A 17502-nucleotide genomic window follows, 5' to 3' on the forward strand; every position below is an offset into this window, starting at 1 on the left:
ATACAGAAAGATTCCAAGAAAAACTTCACGGCCTTTCCCCGATAGAATATCGGGAAAAGGCCGTGGCATAATACTCTTTTTATTACTGTCTACTTGACAGGGAGATGACCAATGGGCATCTTTTTTTAGGCTAACGCAATATAAATATCCAATTGAACGTTGTTTGGATCTAACGCTCTTTCATCGTAAAGCTCAAAGTCTGTTGTGAAGGCACGTTTATTTTCTTTCGACCATTTCCAAATATATTCCCAAGCTTCACAAACGACTTCAGCAACTTGTCCCTTTCTTGTTGTAAATACCGCATATGTAGCGGCAGGTATTGTTAAAGTTGTCATATTTTCAGGAACGTCTTCTAATGAAGAAACAGGCATACCGATTGTAAATTGATATGTACCGGTTTCATCTGATTCGTAGTTTGAGTAGAAAGCGAATGTTTCTTTCGTTTGTTGATTTGGGATGTGATGCATCATTTGTTCTTGAAAGTATCGGTTCCAAAGTTGTGGAATGTTTCCTTCAGTAGATGCCTCTTTTTCATTAGTCGTCGTAACCGAAACGCCGATTGCGTGGAAAGCTTCTTTTTTTACGATAATAGGTTCGTGTAGCATAAAAAATTCCTCCTTTTTTTTAAAAAAAGAACGTTTGTTCTTGTTTAATATAACATATTTTTACATGTAACGGTTGTTATTTTTAGAAAATTTTAATCATAAAAAACAAACTGAAAATAACTAAAAAATGGTAAATTTTCTATTGTATGTATAAATAGGATGAGGAGTATGTTAAAATTTTTAAGTATCCTTTAACTGTTATATAAACCTATACAGCACGGTGTTTTTACTATATTAAAAGTATGGTAAAGGTTTGTATAAGTGTCCGGTATATATGTTATTTTTGATAAATTAAAATAGTAATATTCTATGAGATTTATATTGTTGACATTGGGATTTCAACGATACATTTTCGTAGGTCGGATTGTTGCGAGTGGATATATATTGCTATGTATTCGGCTACTAAATGAAAGGGTTACTGAAATGAAGTAGGCGGATAGCAAGTATATAGAAAGGAGAAAGGTAGAAAATATGAAGCAAGTATTGAAGTGTTTTAATGTCGTAACAATGATCACACTTCTTCTATCCATCATATTGCCTTCGCCCAGTGCTTTTGCTACAGAGATAAATAAAAAAAGCTGGGATGAGTTACAAGGAAATGATGTGAAAATTAAGGCAGATCAAGTGAATGCTGAAATGTATAAGGGAGAAGTAGCGGAGAGGGAGCACGTATTTCAATATAAGATTGAAAATACGGGAGATACACCAATCCGAGAATTAGTAATTAAACAAAATAATGACAATGGAATTGAGTTTCTTTCGCAATCTGTGAAAGTAAACGGAGAGAAGTTACTTGAAAATAAGGTAGCGGATTTCTATGTAGAGGAAAAAGATAATGGAGGAAAGGTTCTTTCTTCTAATCTTAAAATTCAAGATTTAAAATCACATGAAAAAATGACTGTATTAATAAAAGCTCGTCGTGCGCAACATTTTAATAAAGAGTATAAGCAAAAAATTAGTGTGCAAAAGGATCAACTACAAATAGGAAACATGTCTGTAGATGTTGAAGGGCTTCCTTCTGAAGAGAAGTTAGAAGCTAATACCGATGATGAGGCTGACAGTAGTAAGAAAGCTATCGGATCAACAACTGATTCAAAAACTAAAGAAGTGGATGGAAAATTAAAAGTATCTGTAGAAGATAAAAATACATCTGCACAAAAAACAGAAATAGAGAAGATAAAACAACCTGAGGCTGAGAAGCAACTAGAAAAAGAGAAAAAGCAATCACCTTTAGCAGTAAAGCAGAGTGATGCAGAAGTACAAGCTGCATCAGAAAATGCTTCGAAGGTTCAAATCCAAACAGGAGATAAACAAGGATTTGGAGACCCGTTGTATTCTACAATTGCTCCTGGTAATTTAGTACAGACTGGTAATGTGACGCTTGGTTTGACATCTGATCATTATGGCAGACAAAGTATGGGTTATAAAACGAATAAAATGACGGTTGATGTTGATAACGATGATAGTACTTTTAATTCGTCAACAGGTGCATTTCCTAACATTCCTGCTGGAAGTAAAGTGAAAAAGGTTTACTTATTCTGGACAGCAGCAATGGGGTTACCAGGAAATATCGCTGATAGAAAGGTTACCGAGGATCAAGTAAGGCAACCAGTCAAAATGAGAATGGGAAATAAAGAATATGCAGAGGTAACTGCTGATAGCATAAGAAAAGCTGATTATCTACCTTATATTTCTAATTACTCAGGTAGTGGCGCAGGATATGTAGCGTATGCAGATGTAACAAATATAATTGCACAGCAAGGTATTTCTCAAACGTTGACAGTTGCAAATGTGCCACAAATTAAAGATGTAACAGGTGGCGGCTATTACTGGGGTAACTGGAATCTTATATTAGTTTATGAAAACTATAAAGAAACAGTAAAAGACATGAAGATTTGGGAAGGGCTAGTCTCTCAAAAAAGTACAGCCTGGACAGATATTAGTGTTAATAAAATAAACACACCAAAAGAAGGCGCTTTTAAGGCGAAATTTAGTTATTTTTCATCGCAAGGTGATCCAGCTGATAATGATGGATATGCCTATGATTATGGAGAGTATGATTTTGGGTTAGGGTATCAAAAGTTTAAAAATATTAAAGGTAAAGATAATGATGTTAATGACTCATCTATGACAGAAGTACAAGTAGATGGCACTAACGAATTTGTTACGAAAAAATACCCAGGATATAATCCAGATTGGACAAATTCTTTCAGTACAGATATTCATACGTATCACCTTGAAGGACCCACTCAAGTAAAGAATGATTTGAAAGAAGGAAAAATACGTTTTAGAGCATATGGTGGTGGCGGTGATATTTACGTATTAAATAACGCCACATTCGTTACAGAACATAATGCTCCAAACTTACAAGTTGATAAAAAGGCATTAGATAGTACCGGTAAAGAAGTTAAGGAAATTAAAGCTGGTGAAGAGTTTACGTATCAAATTGAAGTGAAAAATGATACGAAAAATAATCAAGCGCCGGTATCGAATGTAAAAGGTTTTGATAAATTAGATGACCGTTTAGAGTATGTTCCAGGGTCTATTCAATATGTTTCTGGAAGTAATAAAGGAAATAAAACAGATGATGCAAGCGATGATGAAGCGGAGTTTGTAAATAATCAAATTGATTTCCGTGTTGGTGAAGGTGCTAATGCTAAAGACGGCGGTGTTTTAAAGCCGGGTGAAAGTACCGTTATTACATTCAAAGTAAAAGTGAAAGATTCTGTACAATCAGATACAACAGTAAAAAATGTCGTTGTTGTAAAGGGACAAGATAGTGCCGAGATAAAGTATGAAACTGAGGACGATGCAAATGTTACGGTTACTACCCCAAAAGAAGTTCCAGGGGAAATAGAGGCGAGAAAAATGGCTTCTAATAAAACACCGAAGTTAGGTGAAGAGGTAGAGTATCGTATTACATTTAAAAATAAGACAAAAGATGGACGTCTAGATGTATTGACCATTGAAGATGAATTACCAAGTAGTCTTGAATACGTGAAAGATAGTTTGAAAGCCGAAGGTGCAAAACCAGAGCCAGTAGAGCTGAAGTTTGAAAATGGAAAAGTAATTGCAAAGTATCCAGAAATTATGGATATGGAAGAAAGAAGTATCGTCTTTAAAACAAAAGTAAAAGAAACTGCAAAAATTGGTGAAGAAATTGTTAATAAAGCAACCGTTAGAGATAAAACAAATCCACCAAAGAATCTAGAAGAGAAGATTACACCACAGCATAAGGCCGGTAAAATTGCTGCAAAGAAAAAAGCAACAAATAAGAAGCCGAGGCTAGGAGAAGAAGTTGAATATCAAATTAGCTTCAAAAATACGGTGGAAAACGGAAAACTAGATGCAGTTACAATAGAAGATGAAATTCCAGCTAACTTAGAATTTGTTCAAGGCAGTGTGAGAGCTGAAGGTGCTGCACCAAATCCAGTAGAGTTAAAAGTAGAAAATGGTAAGATAATCGCAAAATATCCAGAGATTACGGATACAAAAGAGCGAAGCATTGCCTTTAAAGTGAAAGTAAAAGAAGAGGCAAAAGCGGGAGAAACGATTGTTAATAAAGCGGTTGTGAGTGAGCCAAATGGACAAACTGAGCATCCAGAGGAAAAGATTACGCCGGATTATAAATACGGTAAAGTGGATGTAGAAAAAAGCGTAACGAATCAAACACCAAAACTAGGAGAAGAAGTGGAATACCGAATTACATTTTATAATACGGTAGAAAACGGAAAACTAGAAAAGGTGCTAGTAGAAGATACACTACCTAAAGGTGTTGAATACGTGAAAGATAGTTTGAAAGCTGAAGGTATAAAACCAGAGCCAGTAGAACTAAAAGTGGAAGATGGCAAAGTAATGGCCAAGTATCCAGAAATTACGGATACAGAAAAAAGAAGTATTGTTTTTAAAGTGAAAGTAAAAGATTCGGCAAAAGTAGGGGAGGCAATCGTAAATAAAGCAATTGCAAAAGATCCGAAAAATGAGCCTGTTGAATCGAAGGTTGTTATTACACCGCAAAGTAAAAAAGGTGAAATTGCTGCTACAAAGGTAGTTAATAATAAGAAGCCGAAGTTAGGTGAAGAAATCGAGTACCGCATTAGTTTTCATAATACGGTTGAGAACGGAAAACTAGAAACGGTGCGAGTGGAAGATACAATTCCAAAAGGTCTTGAATATGTAGAAAATAGCATCAAGGCCGAAGGAGAAGCACCTGAACCAGTAGAATGAGCTGTTGAAAATGGGATAGTCAAAGCTAAGTATATCGATATTATGGATATGAAAGAAAGAAGTATCGTCTTTAAAGTAAAGGTGAAGGAAGAAGTAAAAGTAGATAAAGAGATTGTCAATAAAGCAATTGTTGATGATACGAAAAATCCACCGATTGAACCGGAGGAAAGAATTACTCCGCAACATAAGGATGGAATAATTGATTCAAAGAAGACAGTAGATAATCCATCACCAAAACTAGGAGAAGAAGTAGAATACCGAATTAGCTTTAAGAACACGGTAGAAAATGGAAAACTAGAAAAGGTAATAATAGAGGATACAATTCCTAACGGTTTAGAGTATGTAAAAGGCAGTGAAAAGGCTGAAGGTGATAAACCAGCTCCATTAAAGTTAAGTGTGAAAGATGGAAAAGTTATTGCTGAATACGACAATATTACGGATATGAAAGAAAGAAGTATTGTCTTTAAGGTAAAGGTGAAGGAAGAAGCGGAAGTGGGGAAGGAAATCATCAATAAGGCAATTGTTGATGATATGAAAGATCCGAAAGAACCAGAAGCGAAAATTACACCATTACACAAAGATGGAAAAATTAAAGCGAAGAAAATCGTAAATAATGAAACACCGAAGTTAGGAGAAGAAGTAGAATACCGAATTAGTATGAAAAATACGGTAAAGAACGGAAAGCTAACAGACGTGACAGTAGAGGATACTTTACCAGAAGGTTTAGAGTATGTAGAAAATAGTTTGAAAGCAGAAGGTGCCGGAATAGATTCAGTAGAGCTGAAATTTGAAAACGGTAAAGTAATGGCAAAATATCCAGAAATTACGGATACAGAAGAAAGAAGTATCGTTTTTAAAGTGAAAGTAAAAGAAGAAGTAAAAGTCGGTAAAAAAATCATTAATAAAGCAACTATTGATGATTCGCAAAATAAGCCAGTTAATCCGACAGCGGAAATTACTCCTCAGTATAAAGATGGAAAACTTGAAGCAAAAAAGATAGTAAATAATGAAACGCCGAAGTTAGGAGAAGAAGTGGAATACCGAATTAGCTTTAAAAATACGGTAGAACATGGAAAGCTAACAGAGGTAAAAATAGAAGATGATTTACCAAATGGATTAGAGTATGTGAAAGATAGTTTAAAAGTAGAAGGTTCTAAGCCAGATCCAGTGGAATTAAAATTTGAAAACGGTAAGGTAATGGCAAAGTATCCTGAGATTACAGATACAAAAGAGAGAAGTATTACCTTTAAAGTGAAAGTAAAAGGTAAAGTGAGCGATTCAATTGTTAATGAAGCGATTGTGAGCGATACGAAACATCCGCCAGAAACACCGACAGCAGAAATTATTCCGCAACATAAAGACGGAAAAGTGAAAGCGAAGAAGACGGTAAATAATGAAACGCCGAAGTTAGGAGAAGAAGTAGAATACCGAATTAGTTTTAAAAACACGGTAGAAGACGGAAAACTAGCAGAGGTGAAAATAGAAGATACTTTACCAGAAGGTTTAGAGTATGTAGAAAACAGTGTGAAAGCAGAAGGTACTAAGCCGGATCCAGTAGAATTGAAAATGGAAAATGGTAAGGTAATGGCGAAGTATCCAGAGATTACGGACACAGAAGAAAGAAGTATCACTTTTAAAGTGAAAGTAAAGGAAGAAGTGAAAGTCGGTAAAAAAATCGTTAACAAAGCAATTGTTGATGATACGAAAAATGAACCAGAAACACCGACGGCAGAAATTACTCCGCAGCATAAAGACGGAAAAGTGGAAGCGAAGAAGACGGTAAATAATGAAACGCCGAAGTTAGGAGAAGAAGTAGAATACCGAATTAGTTTTAAAAACACGGTAGAAAACGGAAAGCTAGCAGAGGTAAAAATAGAAGACAATTTACCAAATGGATTAGAGTATGTGAAAGATAGTTTACGAGCGGAAGGTACTAAGCCGGATCCAGTAGAACTGAAAGTGAAAGATGGAAAAGTAATCGCCAAATATCCAGAGATTACGGATACAGAAGAAAGAAGTATCGTCTTTAAAGCGAAAGTAAAAGAAGAATTTAAAGTTGGTGAAGGCCTTGTCAATAAAGTAGTTGTTGATGATACAAAAGATCCAACAACTTCAGAAGTAACAATTACGCCAGAATATAAAGACGGTAAGCTTAAAGCAGAGAAATTTGTAAACAATAAAAAACCGAAATTAGGAGAAGAAGTAGAATACCGAATTAGTTTTAAAAACACGGTAGAAAACGGAAAACTAGTAGAGGTTACAGTAGAAGATGAAATTCCAGCTGGATTAGAGTACGTGGAGAACAGTTTACAAGCAGAAGGTTCTAAACCAAGTCCGGTAGAATTGAAATTTGAAAACGGCAAGGTAATGGCAAAGTATCTAGAAATTACGGATACAAAAGAAAGAAGTATTATCTTTAAAGTGAGAGTAAAAGAAGAGGCAGAAGTAGGCAAGGAGATTGTTAATAAAGCAATCGTAGTAGATACAAAAAATGAGCCCGAAGAGCCTCATGTGGAAATTACTCCGCAATATAAAGATGGTAAAATTGCTGCGCAGAAAGTGGCGAATAATCATAAACCGAAACTAGGAGAAGAAGTAGAATACCGAATTAGTTTTAAAAACACGGTAGAAAACGGAAAACTAGCAGAGGTAAATATAAAGGATGCATTACCAAATGGTTTAGAGTATGTGGAAGGCAGTATCACGGCAGAAGGTTCTAAACCGAAACCAGTAGAGCTACATGTGAAAAATAATAAGGTAATGGCAAAGTATCCAGAAATTACAGATACAGAGGAAAGAAGCATTGTCTTTAAAGCGAAGGTAAAAGAAAGCGTAAAAGTGGGAGAAGAAATCGTAAATGAGGCAATTGTAGATGATACAAAGAATCTGCCCGAAGAGCCTTATGTACCGATTACACCACAATATAAAGATGGGAAAATTGAGGCAAGAAAAGAAGTAAGTAACCATGAACCGAAGTTAGGTGAGGAAATCGAATATCGAATTATTTTTAATAACACGGTGAAAGATGGAAAACTAGCAGAGGTAAAAATAGAAGATAAAATTCCAGCTGGATTAGAGTTTGTAGAAGGAAGCGAAAAAGCTGAAGGTGAAGAGCCAAAACCAGTGGAGTTGAAAGTAGAAAATGGTAAGGTAATGGCAAAGTATTCAGAGATTATGGATACGCAAGAAAGAAGTATTGTCTTTAAAGTGAAGGTAAAAGATTCGGTTACAATAGGGAAGGACATTACAAATAAAGCGATTATCCATGTTGATGATCCGAACCATCCAGTAATTGATCCGACAGCAAAAATTACACCACAATATAAAGATGGTAAAATTGCTGCTCATAAAAAGGTGAATAATCATAAACCGAAGCTAGGTGAAGAAATCGAATATCGAATTTCATTTAATAATACGGTGAAAGATGGAAAACTGGCAGAGGTTAAAATTGAGGATGAAATTCCGTTTGGTTTAGAGTATGTGAAAGATAGTCTAAAAGCAGAAGGTGATAAGCCGGCCCCAGTAGAGTTGAAAGAAGAAGCTGGTAAGGTTAGTGCGAAGTATGAAAATATCACTGACATGAAAGAAAGAAGCATTATCTTTAAAGTGAAGGTGAAAGATTCCGTTGAAGTGGACAAGGCAATTGTAAATAAAGCAATTGTTGATGATACAAAAAATCCACCAGAGCGACCAGAAGTAGATATTACAACGCAGCATAAAGATGGTAAATTTAAAGCTAATAAAAAGGTAAGTAAAAAAGATCCAAAGCTAGGAGAAGAAGTAGAGTACCGAATTAGTTTTAAAAATACGGTAGAAAACGGAAAACTAGCAGAAGTGAAAATTGAGGATCAACTACCAAATGGATTAGAGTATGTGAAGGATAGTTTAAAAGCAGAAGGTAATGAACCAAATCCGGTAGAGTTAAAAGAAGAAGCTGGAAAAATTACAGCGAAGTATGAAAATATTACTGATACAGCTGAGCGTAGCATTATCTTTAAGGTAAAAGTAACAGAAGCAGTAAAAGTCGGGAAGAAAATCGTGAATACGGCAATTGTGGATGATGATAATCCGAAGAATCCTCCGCAAAAACCAGAAGCGATTATTACACCGGAGTATAAGAATGGAAAAATAAAAGCTGAGAAAACAGTAAATAACCCAGCTCCAAAATTAGGAGAAGAAGTAGAGTATCGAATTACGTTCCGTAACGTAGTTGAGCACGGAAAATTAGCGAAGGTGAAAATTAAGGATGAATTACCAAACAGTTTAGAGTTTGTAGAAGGTAGCGGAAGAGCTGAGGGGGATAATCCAAAACCGTTGCATGTAAAAGTGAAAAACGGCATAGTAATCGCAGAATATCCAGAAATTACGGATACGAAAGAAAGAAGTATCGTCTTTAAAGCAAAAGTGAAAGAAAAAGCTAAAATTGGCGAAGCGATTGTGAATACGGCGGTTGTGGAAGATACTATAAATCCACCAGAGAAACCGAATGTCGCGATACAACCTCAACATAAAGAGGGTGTATTACAAGCTGAAAAGACAGTGAGTAACCATGAACCGAAGTTAGGAGAAGAAGTAGAATATCGAATTAGTTTTGAAAATACAGTAGAAAACGGCAAACTAACTGAGGTAAAAGTAGAGGACGAAATTCCAGCTGGTTTAGAATACGTACAGGATAGTATAAAGTCTGATGGGCCGGAACCAAATCCAGTAGAACTTAAAGTTGAGAATGGAAAAGTAACAGCAAAGTATCCAGAAATTACGGATACGAAAAAAAGAAGTATCATCTTTAAAGTGAAAGTACAAGAAACGGTACAAGTAGGAAAAGAAATTATAAACAAGGCGGTTGTGGATGATAATAATCCGACAAATCCACCAGTTGAGTCACTTATACCAATTACACCTCAATATAAAGATGGGAAACTAGAGGCAAGGAAAGAAGTAAGTAACCATGAACCAAAGCTAGGGGAAGAAATCGAATATCGAATTACTTTTAACGGCACAGTAGATGGCGGGAAGTTAGTTGATGTAAAGATTGAAGATGAAATTCCGTCTGGTTTAGAGTATGTGAAAGAAAGTCTGGAGGCCGTAGGTGATAAGCCTGTGCCAACAGAACTTAAAGTCGAGAATGGAAAAGTAACAGTGAAGTATCCAGAAATTACGGATACGAAAGAAAGAAGTATCATCTTTAAAGTAAAGGTAAAAGAATCAGTAAAAGTTGGAGAGGAAATAACAAATAAAGCGATCATTCATGTAGATGATCCAGATCATCCAGTTATGGAACCGACAGCGACAATAAAGCCAGAATATAAAGATGGTAAGTTAAAAGCGACGAAGACAGTAAATAATAAAGAACCGAAGCTAGGAGAAGAAGTAGAATACCGAATTAGTTTCAAAAATACGGTAGAAAACGGCAAACTAGCAGAGGTAAAGGTAGAAGATGAAATTCCAGCCGGTTTAGAGTACGTGCAAGATAGCATTAGATTTGAAGGGGCTGAACCAAATCCAATAGAGTTAAAAATGGAGTTTGGAAAAGTAATAGCAAAGTATCTAGAAATTACAGATACGAAAGAACGTAGTATTATTTTTAAAGTGAAGGTAAAAGCAGCACCAAGTAAAGGGATAACAAATAGAGCGGTAGTGGACGATAAAATAAATCCACCACTTGAGCCTACAGTTACAATTTTACCGAAAACAAAAGAAGATCTTAAGATACCAGAAGAGCCGAAAGAACCAGAAGTGAAACCGGAGGAACCGAAAGAACCAAAAGAACCAGAAGTGAAACCAGAGGATCCGAAAGAGCCGAAGGAACCAGAAGTGAAACCGGAAGAGCCGAAAGAACCGAAAGAACCAGAAGTGAAGCCGGAAGAGCCGAAAGAACCAGAAGTGAAGCCGGAAGAGCCGAAAGAACCGAAGGAACCAGAAGTGAAGCCGGAAGAGCCGAAAGAACCGAAGGAACCAGAAGTGAAGCCGGAAGAGCCGAAAGAGCCGAAAGAACCGAAAGAACCGAAAGAACCGAAAGAACCGAAAGAACCGAAAGAACCGAAAGAACCGAAAGAACCAGAAGTGAAGCCAGAAGAGCCGAAAGAATCGAAGGAACCAGAAGTGAAACCGGAGGATCCGAAAGAGCCGAAGGAACCAGAAGTGAAACCGGAGGAACCGAAAGAACCAAAAGAACCAGAAGTGAAGCCAGAAGATCCGAAAGAGCCGAAGGAACCAGAAGTGAAACCGGAAGAGCCGAAAGAACCAGAAGTGAAACCGGAGGAACCGAAAGAGCCGAAGGAACCAGAAGTGAAACCGGAGGAACCGAAAGAACCAAAAGAACCAGAAGTAAAGCCAGAAGATCCGAAAGAGCCGAAGGAACCAGAAGTGAAACCGGAGAAACCGGAAGTAAGACTGGAAAAGTTAATTAAAGAACCGCAAGTAAAAGTAGAAAAAGAATTACCGAAAACAGGGGCAGCACATTCATGGATGATGTCAGTTGGTGCGGGAATTTCATTCTTAGTTGGCGGAGTATTATTCGTATTAGGTAGAAGAAGAAAACAATAATTTTTTAGACGAAAAGCACACTGAGTTCGATAGTTTATTGGACTCAGTGTGCTTTTATGTTATATAAAAGGAAAGCTCCTTCCACGTATGGAAGGAGCTTTATTTTTGCATATTAAAACATACTTGAGCTATGCATCGGTTGAAGTTTTGCATTTGGATCGAAGTAAGCTTTTGCATTGTTTACTGCTGTCGGTGCTTCGCCAAATCCACAAGCGATAAGTTTTACTTTTCCTTCATATGTACAAATGTCACCAGCAGCGTAAATGCCAGGAATATTTGTTTCCATTTTTGAATTTACAAGGATGCTGTTTTTTTGTATATCTAAGCCCCAGTTTTTAATTGGGCCAAGAGAAGAAACGAAGCCGTAGTTTACGATTACGTCATCAACATCGATGATAATTTTTTCCTCCGTTTTTACATGTTGAAGAACGACTTGTTCAATCTTTTCATCACCAATGAGTTCTACTGGAACGTATGGTGTACTTACTTCTGCACGAGAATTCATTAAGCTTTCTACGCTATGTTCATGCGCACGGAATTTATCACGACGATGAACGATTGTAACTTTTTCAGCAATCGGTTCTAACATCATTGTCCAGTCTACTGCTGAGTCGCCACCGCCAAATACTACGACGCGCTTACCAGCAAATTTATTCATATCATCAACGAAATAATGTAAGTTTTTCTTTTCGTATTTCGCTGTACCTTCTAATTCTAAGCGGCGTGGTTGGAAAGCACCATTGCCAGCAGTAATAATAACTGATTTAGAATAGTGAGTTTGCTTATTCGTAACAAGTTTAAATATACCGTCAGCTTGTTTCTCAAGCGTATCGACAGCTTCTTCTAAACAAACAGTTGGGTCAAATTTCTTCATTTGCTCTTTTAAGTTATCAACTAATTCTTGTGCGCGCACTTTTGGAAATCCAGCCACATCATAAATGTATTTTTCAGGGTAGAGTGCGGATAATTGTCCGCCAAGTTGAGGTAAGCTTTCAATGATTTTTACACTTGCTTGTCTCATACCGCCATAAAATGCTGTGAACAGTCCCGTTGGACCACCACCAATAATTGTTATGTCGTAAACTTTTTGATTTTCTGCCACTTTCATTCCCCCTATAGATGGAATTTTGATATTGATTTCATATATTGTTCATATGTACACGAAAATCCTGCAAATGATGACACTTTCAAATAAATGATAGCATATTTGAGTTCATAATACTTCTGAAAACGACTGAATTGTGTGTAAGTTTTCGCATAGGTTCTTTTTTATTGTATAAAATATACAGAAAGGAAAATACATGAAAAAAAGGCTAAAAAACCCTTGAAAACGCTATGTTATTTTAAAATATTGATAATTCTCCAGACGCTTGAATTCTGGAATAAAACCGACTAATATAGGGAAGTATTATGTTAAATTTCTATGACAAAATTCGTACGATTTTTTGACTGCGTTTTGTTATGATATAGAATGTGATAAATTCCACATTCTTGACAAATAGAGTTTTTAGTACTTGGTATTATTTTTTATTACTATTATATAAAGAAAAGGGTTGTGATTTGGTGAAGACTCCAAAAATCGTAGTTTTAGGTGCAGGTTATGGCGGGATGATTACGACTGTTCGTCTGCAAAAAGCATTATCTGTAAATGAAGCTGAAATTACGCTAGTAAACAACAACAGCTATCACTACCAAGCGACTTGGTTACATGAGAGCGCAGCTGGTACATTACAAGATGAAAAAATCTGTCTAGATATTCAAGACGTTATTGATACAAATAAAGTGAACTTTGTACAAGACACAGTAGTAGAAATTAAAGCTGCTGAAAAACGCATTATCTTAAAAGATGGTGAGTTAGAGTATGATTACTTAGTAATTGGTCTTGGTTTCGAATCAGAAACATTCGGAATTACAGGATTAAAAGAGCATGCATTCTCAATCGCTAACATTAATGCAACTCGTGAAATTCGTGAGCATATGGAAGCTAGTTTCTCTAAATATGCAACTGAACAACGCGATGAGTTAGTAACAATCGTTGTTGGTGGTGCTGGATTTACTGGTATCGAGTACGTAGGTGAGCTTGCAAACCGTGTTCCTGAACTTTGCAAAGAGTATAATGTACCACGTGAAAAAGCACGTATCATCTGTGTAGAAGCTGCTCCAACAGCACTTCCAGGTTTCGATCCAGCGTTAGTAGAATACGCTGTAAAACAGCTTGAGAAAAAAGGTGTAGAATTCCGCATCGGTACAGCAATTAAAGAAGCAACTGAAGAAGGTATTATCGTTGCGAATGGCGATGACACTGAATTAATTAAGTCTGAAACAGTAGTTTGGGCTGCAGGTGTTCGTGGTAATGGTATTGTGGAAGAGTCTGGCTTTGAAGCAATGCGCGGACGTGTAAAAGTTGATGAGTACATGCACGCTCCAGGATACGAAGATGTATTCATGGTTGGTGACGCAGCGTTAATCATTAATGAAGAAATTAACCGTCCTTACCCACCAACAGCACAAATTGCAATTCAACAAGGTTACAATATTGCACACAACTTAACTGTATTAGTTCGTGGCAAGGGCGAAATGAAGAAATTCGCATTCGATAATAAAGGATCTGTATGTTCTTTAGGTCATGACGATGCAATGGGCGTTGTTATGGGTAAAAAGTTAACAGGTTGGAAAGCTTCCTTCATGAAGAAAGTAATCGATAACCGTTACCTATTCTTATTAGGTGGACCTTTATTAGTTCTTAAAAAAGGTAAATTAAAGTTCTTTTAATATATAGTAGAAAAAGCAGAAACGGCTAAGAGCTGTTTCTGCTTTTTTCATATTAAAAATATAGTATAATATATAAAAAAGAAAGAATATTCTGTCCATTCTGATGGAGGAGGTTATTACATCATGGAGAAACGAGGGAAGGTATGGCTAGCTGTTAGTGGTTTAGTAGCTACAAAAGATGGTAGGTGGCTATTTGTTAAGAAGAAATACAGTGGATTAAAAGGGAAATGGTCTTTACCGGCTGGTTTTGTAAATGAAGGTGAGACGGTTGATGAAGCTGTGAAACGCGAAGTGTTAGAAGAGACAGGCATTGTCGCTCATGTGAAGGGGATTATTGGTGTTCGATCGGGTGTTATTCGTAATGAGATTAGTGATAATATGATTATTTTCCTTTTGGAACCTGAAGGAGAAAATATTATTGTACAGGAGAAAGAATTGTCTGAAGTGGCGTTCTTACATCCGGATAAGATTGTAGACGATCCGAATACGTCTGTGCTTATTAAATATTTGTTAGAAGGAAGATCAGAACTACATCTTGAAGTGGACAAAACATTAAATCCAGGTGAACCATTTGGTTATACAGCTTATCACGTATTTACGGCACGTGCGAAGGAGAGGGGAAAAGAGTGAGTATACCGGTACTACTTATTTCAATGATGTTATTCTTTATTTTGTTCTTTGGAATTGGATTTTTACTCAACATGATTTTGCGAGCTACTTGGGTAATGGTTATTGTGTATCCGATTGTTTGTATGCTTATTATTAATAAAGCGAGTATGTGGGATTATTTTTCAAAACCGAAAGAAACATTTTCTTCATTTGGGACAAGTGTATCGCACTTAGGACAAGCAGACGTATTTATTCTATCTACTGGATTAGTAGGGGCTGCTTTAGCAGGAGTCGTAATCAAGAAACTTCGGAAAAGCGGATATCAAATGTTTTAATCTCCAATTAAGTTGGAGATTATTTTTTTGCATATTCCTTCATCGTATAGGGAATGATTAACGATGAAGGAGTGTGGAATATAAAAATGTTAAAACGATATTGTATTCGCATTATGATGACTTGTTTACTTGCAATTGCATTATGCGTAACATGGAATGCTTTCACAGGAGTTTCTTTATTAGAGATTGTAAAGATATATGAAGGAATGAGTGCAAAAGAAGTACATGCAGCAGAAGTTAAGAGAAATGTTGCTCCGAGTAAAGAAGTGATAAATGCTTTAGAGCAGGCAAACGACTGGTCTAAATATCGTTCAATTGAAATGACTGCAACAGGTTATACATCGGGGATTGAGTCAACTGGTAAGAGGCCAGGGCATCCAGAGTATGGTATTACATATTCAGGTGTCAAAGTGAAAAGGGATTTATATTCCACAATTGCTGCGGACTTACGCGTATTCCCGATTGGAACGATTCTCTTCGTGCCAGGTTACGGGTATGGTGTAGTAGCTGATAAGGGCGGTGCAATAAAAGGAAACCGTCTTGATCTATATTATGATACGGTGAAAGATGTTTATAGCCAATGGGGTAAGAAAAAAGTAAATGTGTACGTAGTAAAAGTAGGAAATGGTAAATTTACAGAAGAAGAGTTAACGATGTTAAATCAAGACGAAACGATGCAAGTGTTTCGTGGTCAATATTTAAAACAAAGATAGTCTAGTCGTAATTACGCTAGACTTTTTTTCTTGGCTTATTTCATGATAGAGGAGATTTTGGATCTGCGATTTTACACGCCATATAACTGTAGTTAGAATTATCGCATTTTATCGAAAATAAAGTTATAATGGTGGTAGAGAAATTTAGGGGGTCTGAACATGTTTCAAGTACAAAAAGAATTAGCAGGTCATGAAGCGGTAATTGTTGCTTTATTTGAAGAAGAGAAAATGAGTAGTTTTGTACAAGAACTGGACAAAGCGTTTGAAGGGCAATTACAAGTTTTACTAGAAGAGAAAGAATTATCTACGAAGAAAAAGGCCATTTCGAAAGTACATAGCTTAGGGAAAATAAATGTGAAACGTTATTACTTTGTTGGTTTAGGAAAGAAAGAATCTTACACGACAGAAACGTTACGTGCGGCTCTTGGTAAGGCGTTTAAAACACTGCAAGCAGCAAAAGTACGAGATGCAGCAATCTTACTTGATTCTTTCGTAACAGAGAAATTAGACGCGATTGATGTCGCTCATATTGCGGCAGAGGTACAAGGCCTTGGTACATATGAGTTACAAACGTATAAATCAGATAAAAAGGATCGTGTAGAGTTAGAGAAGTTCACGGCTATTACAGCGGAAGATGCACAAGAAATTGAAGCAGCATTAACAGTTGGCTACGTACATGGACGTGCAACAAATTCAGCTCGTACACTTGTAAATATGCCGCCAAACGTATTAACAGCGACAAAGCTTGCTGAGTATGCTGTTGAATTAGCGGAGAAATATGATATGGACTATAAAGTTCTTGAGAAAGAAGAGATGGAAGACCTTGGTATGGGTGCGTTACTTGCAGTAAACCAAGGTAGTGTAGAGCCACCAAAAATGATTGCTCTTATTTATAAAGGAAAAGAAGAGTGGACAGATGTCATTGGGTTCGTTGGAAAAGGTATTACATACGATACTGGTGGTTATTCTTTAAAACCACGTGAAGGCATGGTTGGTATGAAAGGTGATATGGGCGGTGCAGCTGCTGTATTAGGTGCGATGGAAATTATCGGTGAACTTCGCCCAGAACAAAATGTGATCGCTGTTATTCCTTCAACTGATAACGTTGTAAGTGGTACGGCATTTAAGCCAGACGATGTAATCACATCTATGAGCGGAAAAACAATTGAAGTATTAAATACGGATGCAGAAGGTCGTCTAGCTTTAGCTGACGGTATTACGTATGCGAAAAAACTTGGTGCAAACTACCTTGTTGATGTTGCAACATTAACAGGCGGTGTAATTGTTGCACTTGGAAACTATACGACAGGCGCAATGACAAATAATGAAGAGTTATTTGAGCAAGTGCTAGAGGCTTCTATGGAAACAGATGAGCCAATTTGGCAACTACCGATTTTTGATCGTGATAAAGAACGTGTGAGAAACAGTAAGTTTGCTGATTTAAATAACTCACCAGGCCGTGAAGGACATGCGGTTATGGCAGGTACATTCTTAGGCGAATTCGCTGAAGATACACCATGGGTACACTTAGATATCGCTGGAACATCAGAAACAAAAGGTGCGCACGACTTAGGTCCAGCTGGAGCAACTGGCGCAATGGTACGTACACTTGCAACACTTGTGGAGCGTTTTGGAGAAGAATAAGAGTATAAGTGAAGACTGTTCCGATATTTTGGAACAGTCTTCTTTTTTATA

At 36.8% G+C, this 17502-nt stretch carries 8 protein-coding genes and 1 pseudogene; 7 read left to right on the forward strand and 2 right to left on the reverse strand.

Going from position 1 to position 17502, the window contains the following annotated elements; translation table 11 throughout:
• The coding region (locus ACS2CR_RS24355) for an IS3 family transposase (RefSeq protein ID WP_325782447.1) at window positions 1-71 on the forward strand (71 nt) is incomplete at its 5' end.
• Between the two features lie 54 nt (window positions 72-125).
• On the opposite strand, the gene ACS2CR_RS24360 is transcribed toward ACS2CR_RS24355, so the two are convergent.
• Window positions 126-605: a GyrI-like domain-containing protein gene (locus ACS2CR_RS24360; RefSeq protein ID WP_053514380.1), complete on the reverse strand. Its 480-nt coding sequence runs from the start codon at window positions 603-605 to the stop codon at window positions 126-128.
• A 471-nt stretch (window positions 606-1076) separates the two neighbouring features.
• On the opposite strand from ACS2CR_RS24360, the pseudogene ACS2CR_RS24365 reads away from it, so the two are divergent.
• Window positions 1077-11378: pseudogene (locus ACS2CR_RS24365) on the forward strand (isopeptide-forming domain-containing fimbrial protein).
• Window positions 11379-11490: 112 nt separating this feature from the next.
• On the opposite strand, the gene ACS2CR_RS24370 reads toward ACS2CR_RS24365, so the two are convergent.
• Window positions 11491-12480 carry an NAD(P)/FAD-dependent oxidoreductase gene (locus ACS2CR_RS24370; protein ID WP_053514382.1) on the reverse strand — a complete coding sequence of 330 codons (990 nt, stop codon included), beginning with the start codon at window positions 12478-12480 and terminating at the stop codon, window positions 11491-11493.
• 461 nt (window positions 12481-12941) lie between these two features.
• Between ACS2CR_RS24370 and ACS2CR_RS24375 the strand changes: the two genes are divergently transcribed.
• The 5 genes from ACS2CR_RS24375 to pepA all read left to right on the forward strand — a co-directional run bounded on the left by ACS2CR_RS24375 (window position 12942) and on the right by pepA (window position 17451).
• A complete protein-coding gene (locus ACS2CR_RS24375) occupies window positions 12942-14150 on the forward strand; it encodes an NAD(P)/FAD-dependent oxidoreductase (RefSeq protein ID WP_000856612.1) in 1209 nt (402 codons plus the stop codon).
• A gap of 123 nt (window positions 14151-14273) precedes the next feature.
• A complete protein-coding gene (locus tag ACS2CR_RS24380; RefSeq protein ID WP_000415321.1) occupies window positions 14274-14780 on the forward strand; it encodes an NUDIX hydrolase in 507 nt (168 codons plus the stop codon).
• Entirely contained in the window at window positions 14777-15094 is a 318-nt protein-coding gene (locus ACS2CR_RS24385; protein ID WP_000027016.1) for a YuiB family protein, read from the forward strand. The genes ACS2CR_RS24380 and ACS2CR_RS24385 overlap by 4 nt, the downstream gene beginning before the upstream one ends.
• 86 nt (window positions 15095-15180) lie before the next feature.
• Window positions 15181-15807: a 3D domain-containing protein gene (locus ACS2CR_RS24390; RefSeq protein WP_000920098.1), complete on the forward strand. Its 627-nt coding sequence runs from the start codon at window positions 15181-15183 to the stop codon at window positions 15805-15807.
• Window positions 15808-15966: 159 nt separating this feature from the next.
• Complete coding sequence (pepA, locus tag ACS2CR_RS24395) at window positions 15967-17451, forward strand: cytosol aminopeptidase (RefSeq protein ID WP_000487942.1); 1485 nt, start codon at window positions 15967-15969, stop codon at window positions 17449-17451.
• Window positions 17452-17502 lie beyond the last annotated feature (51 nt).

Source organism: Bacillus cereus group sp. BceL291 (assembly GCF_051776705.1).
GTDB lineage: Bacteria > Bacillota > Bacilli > Bacillales > Bacillaceae_G > Bacillus_A > Bacillus_A cereus.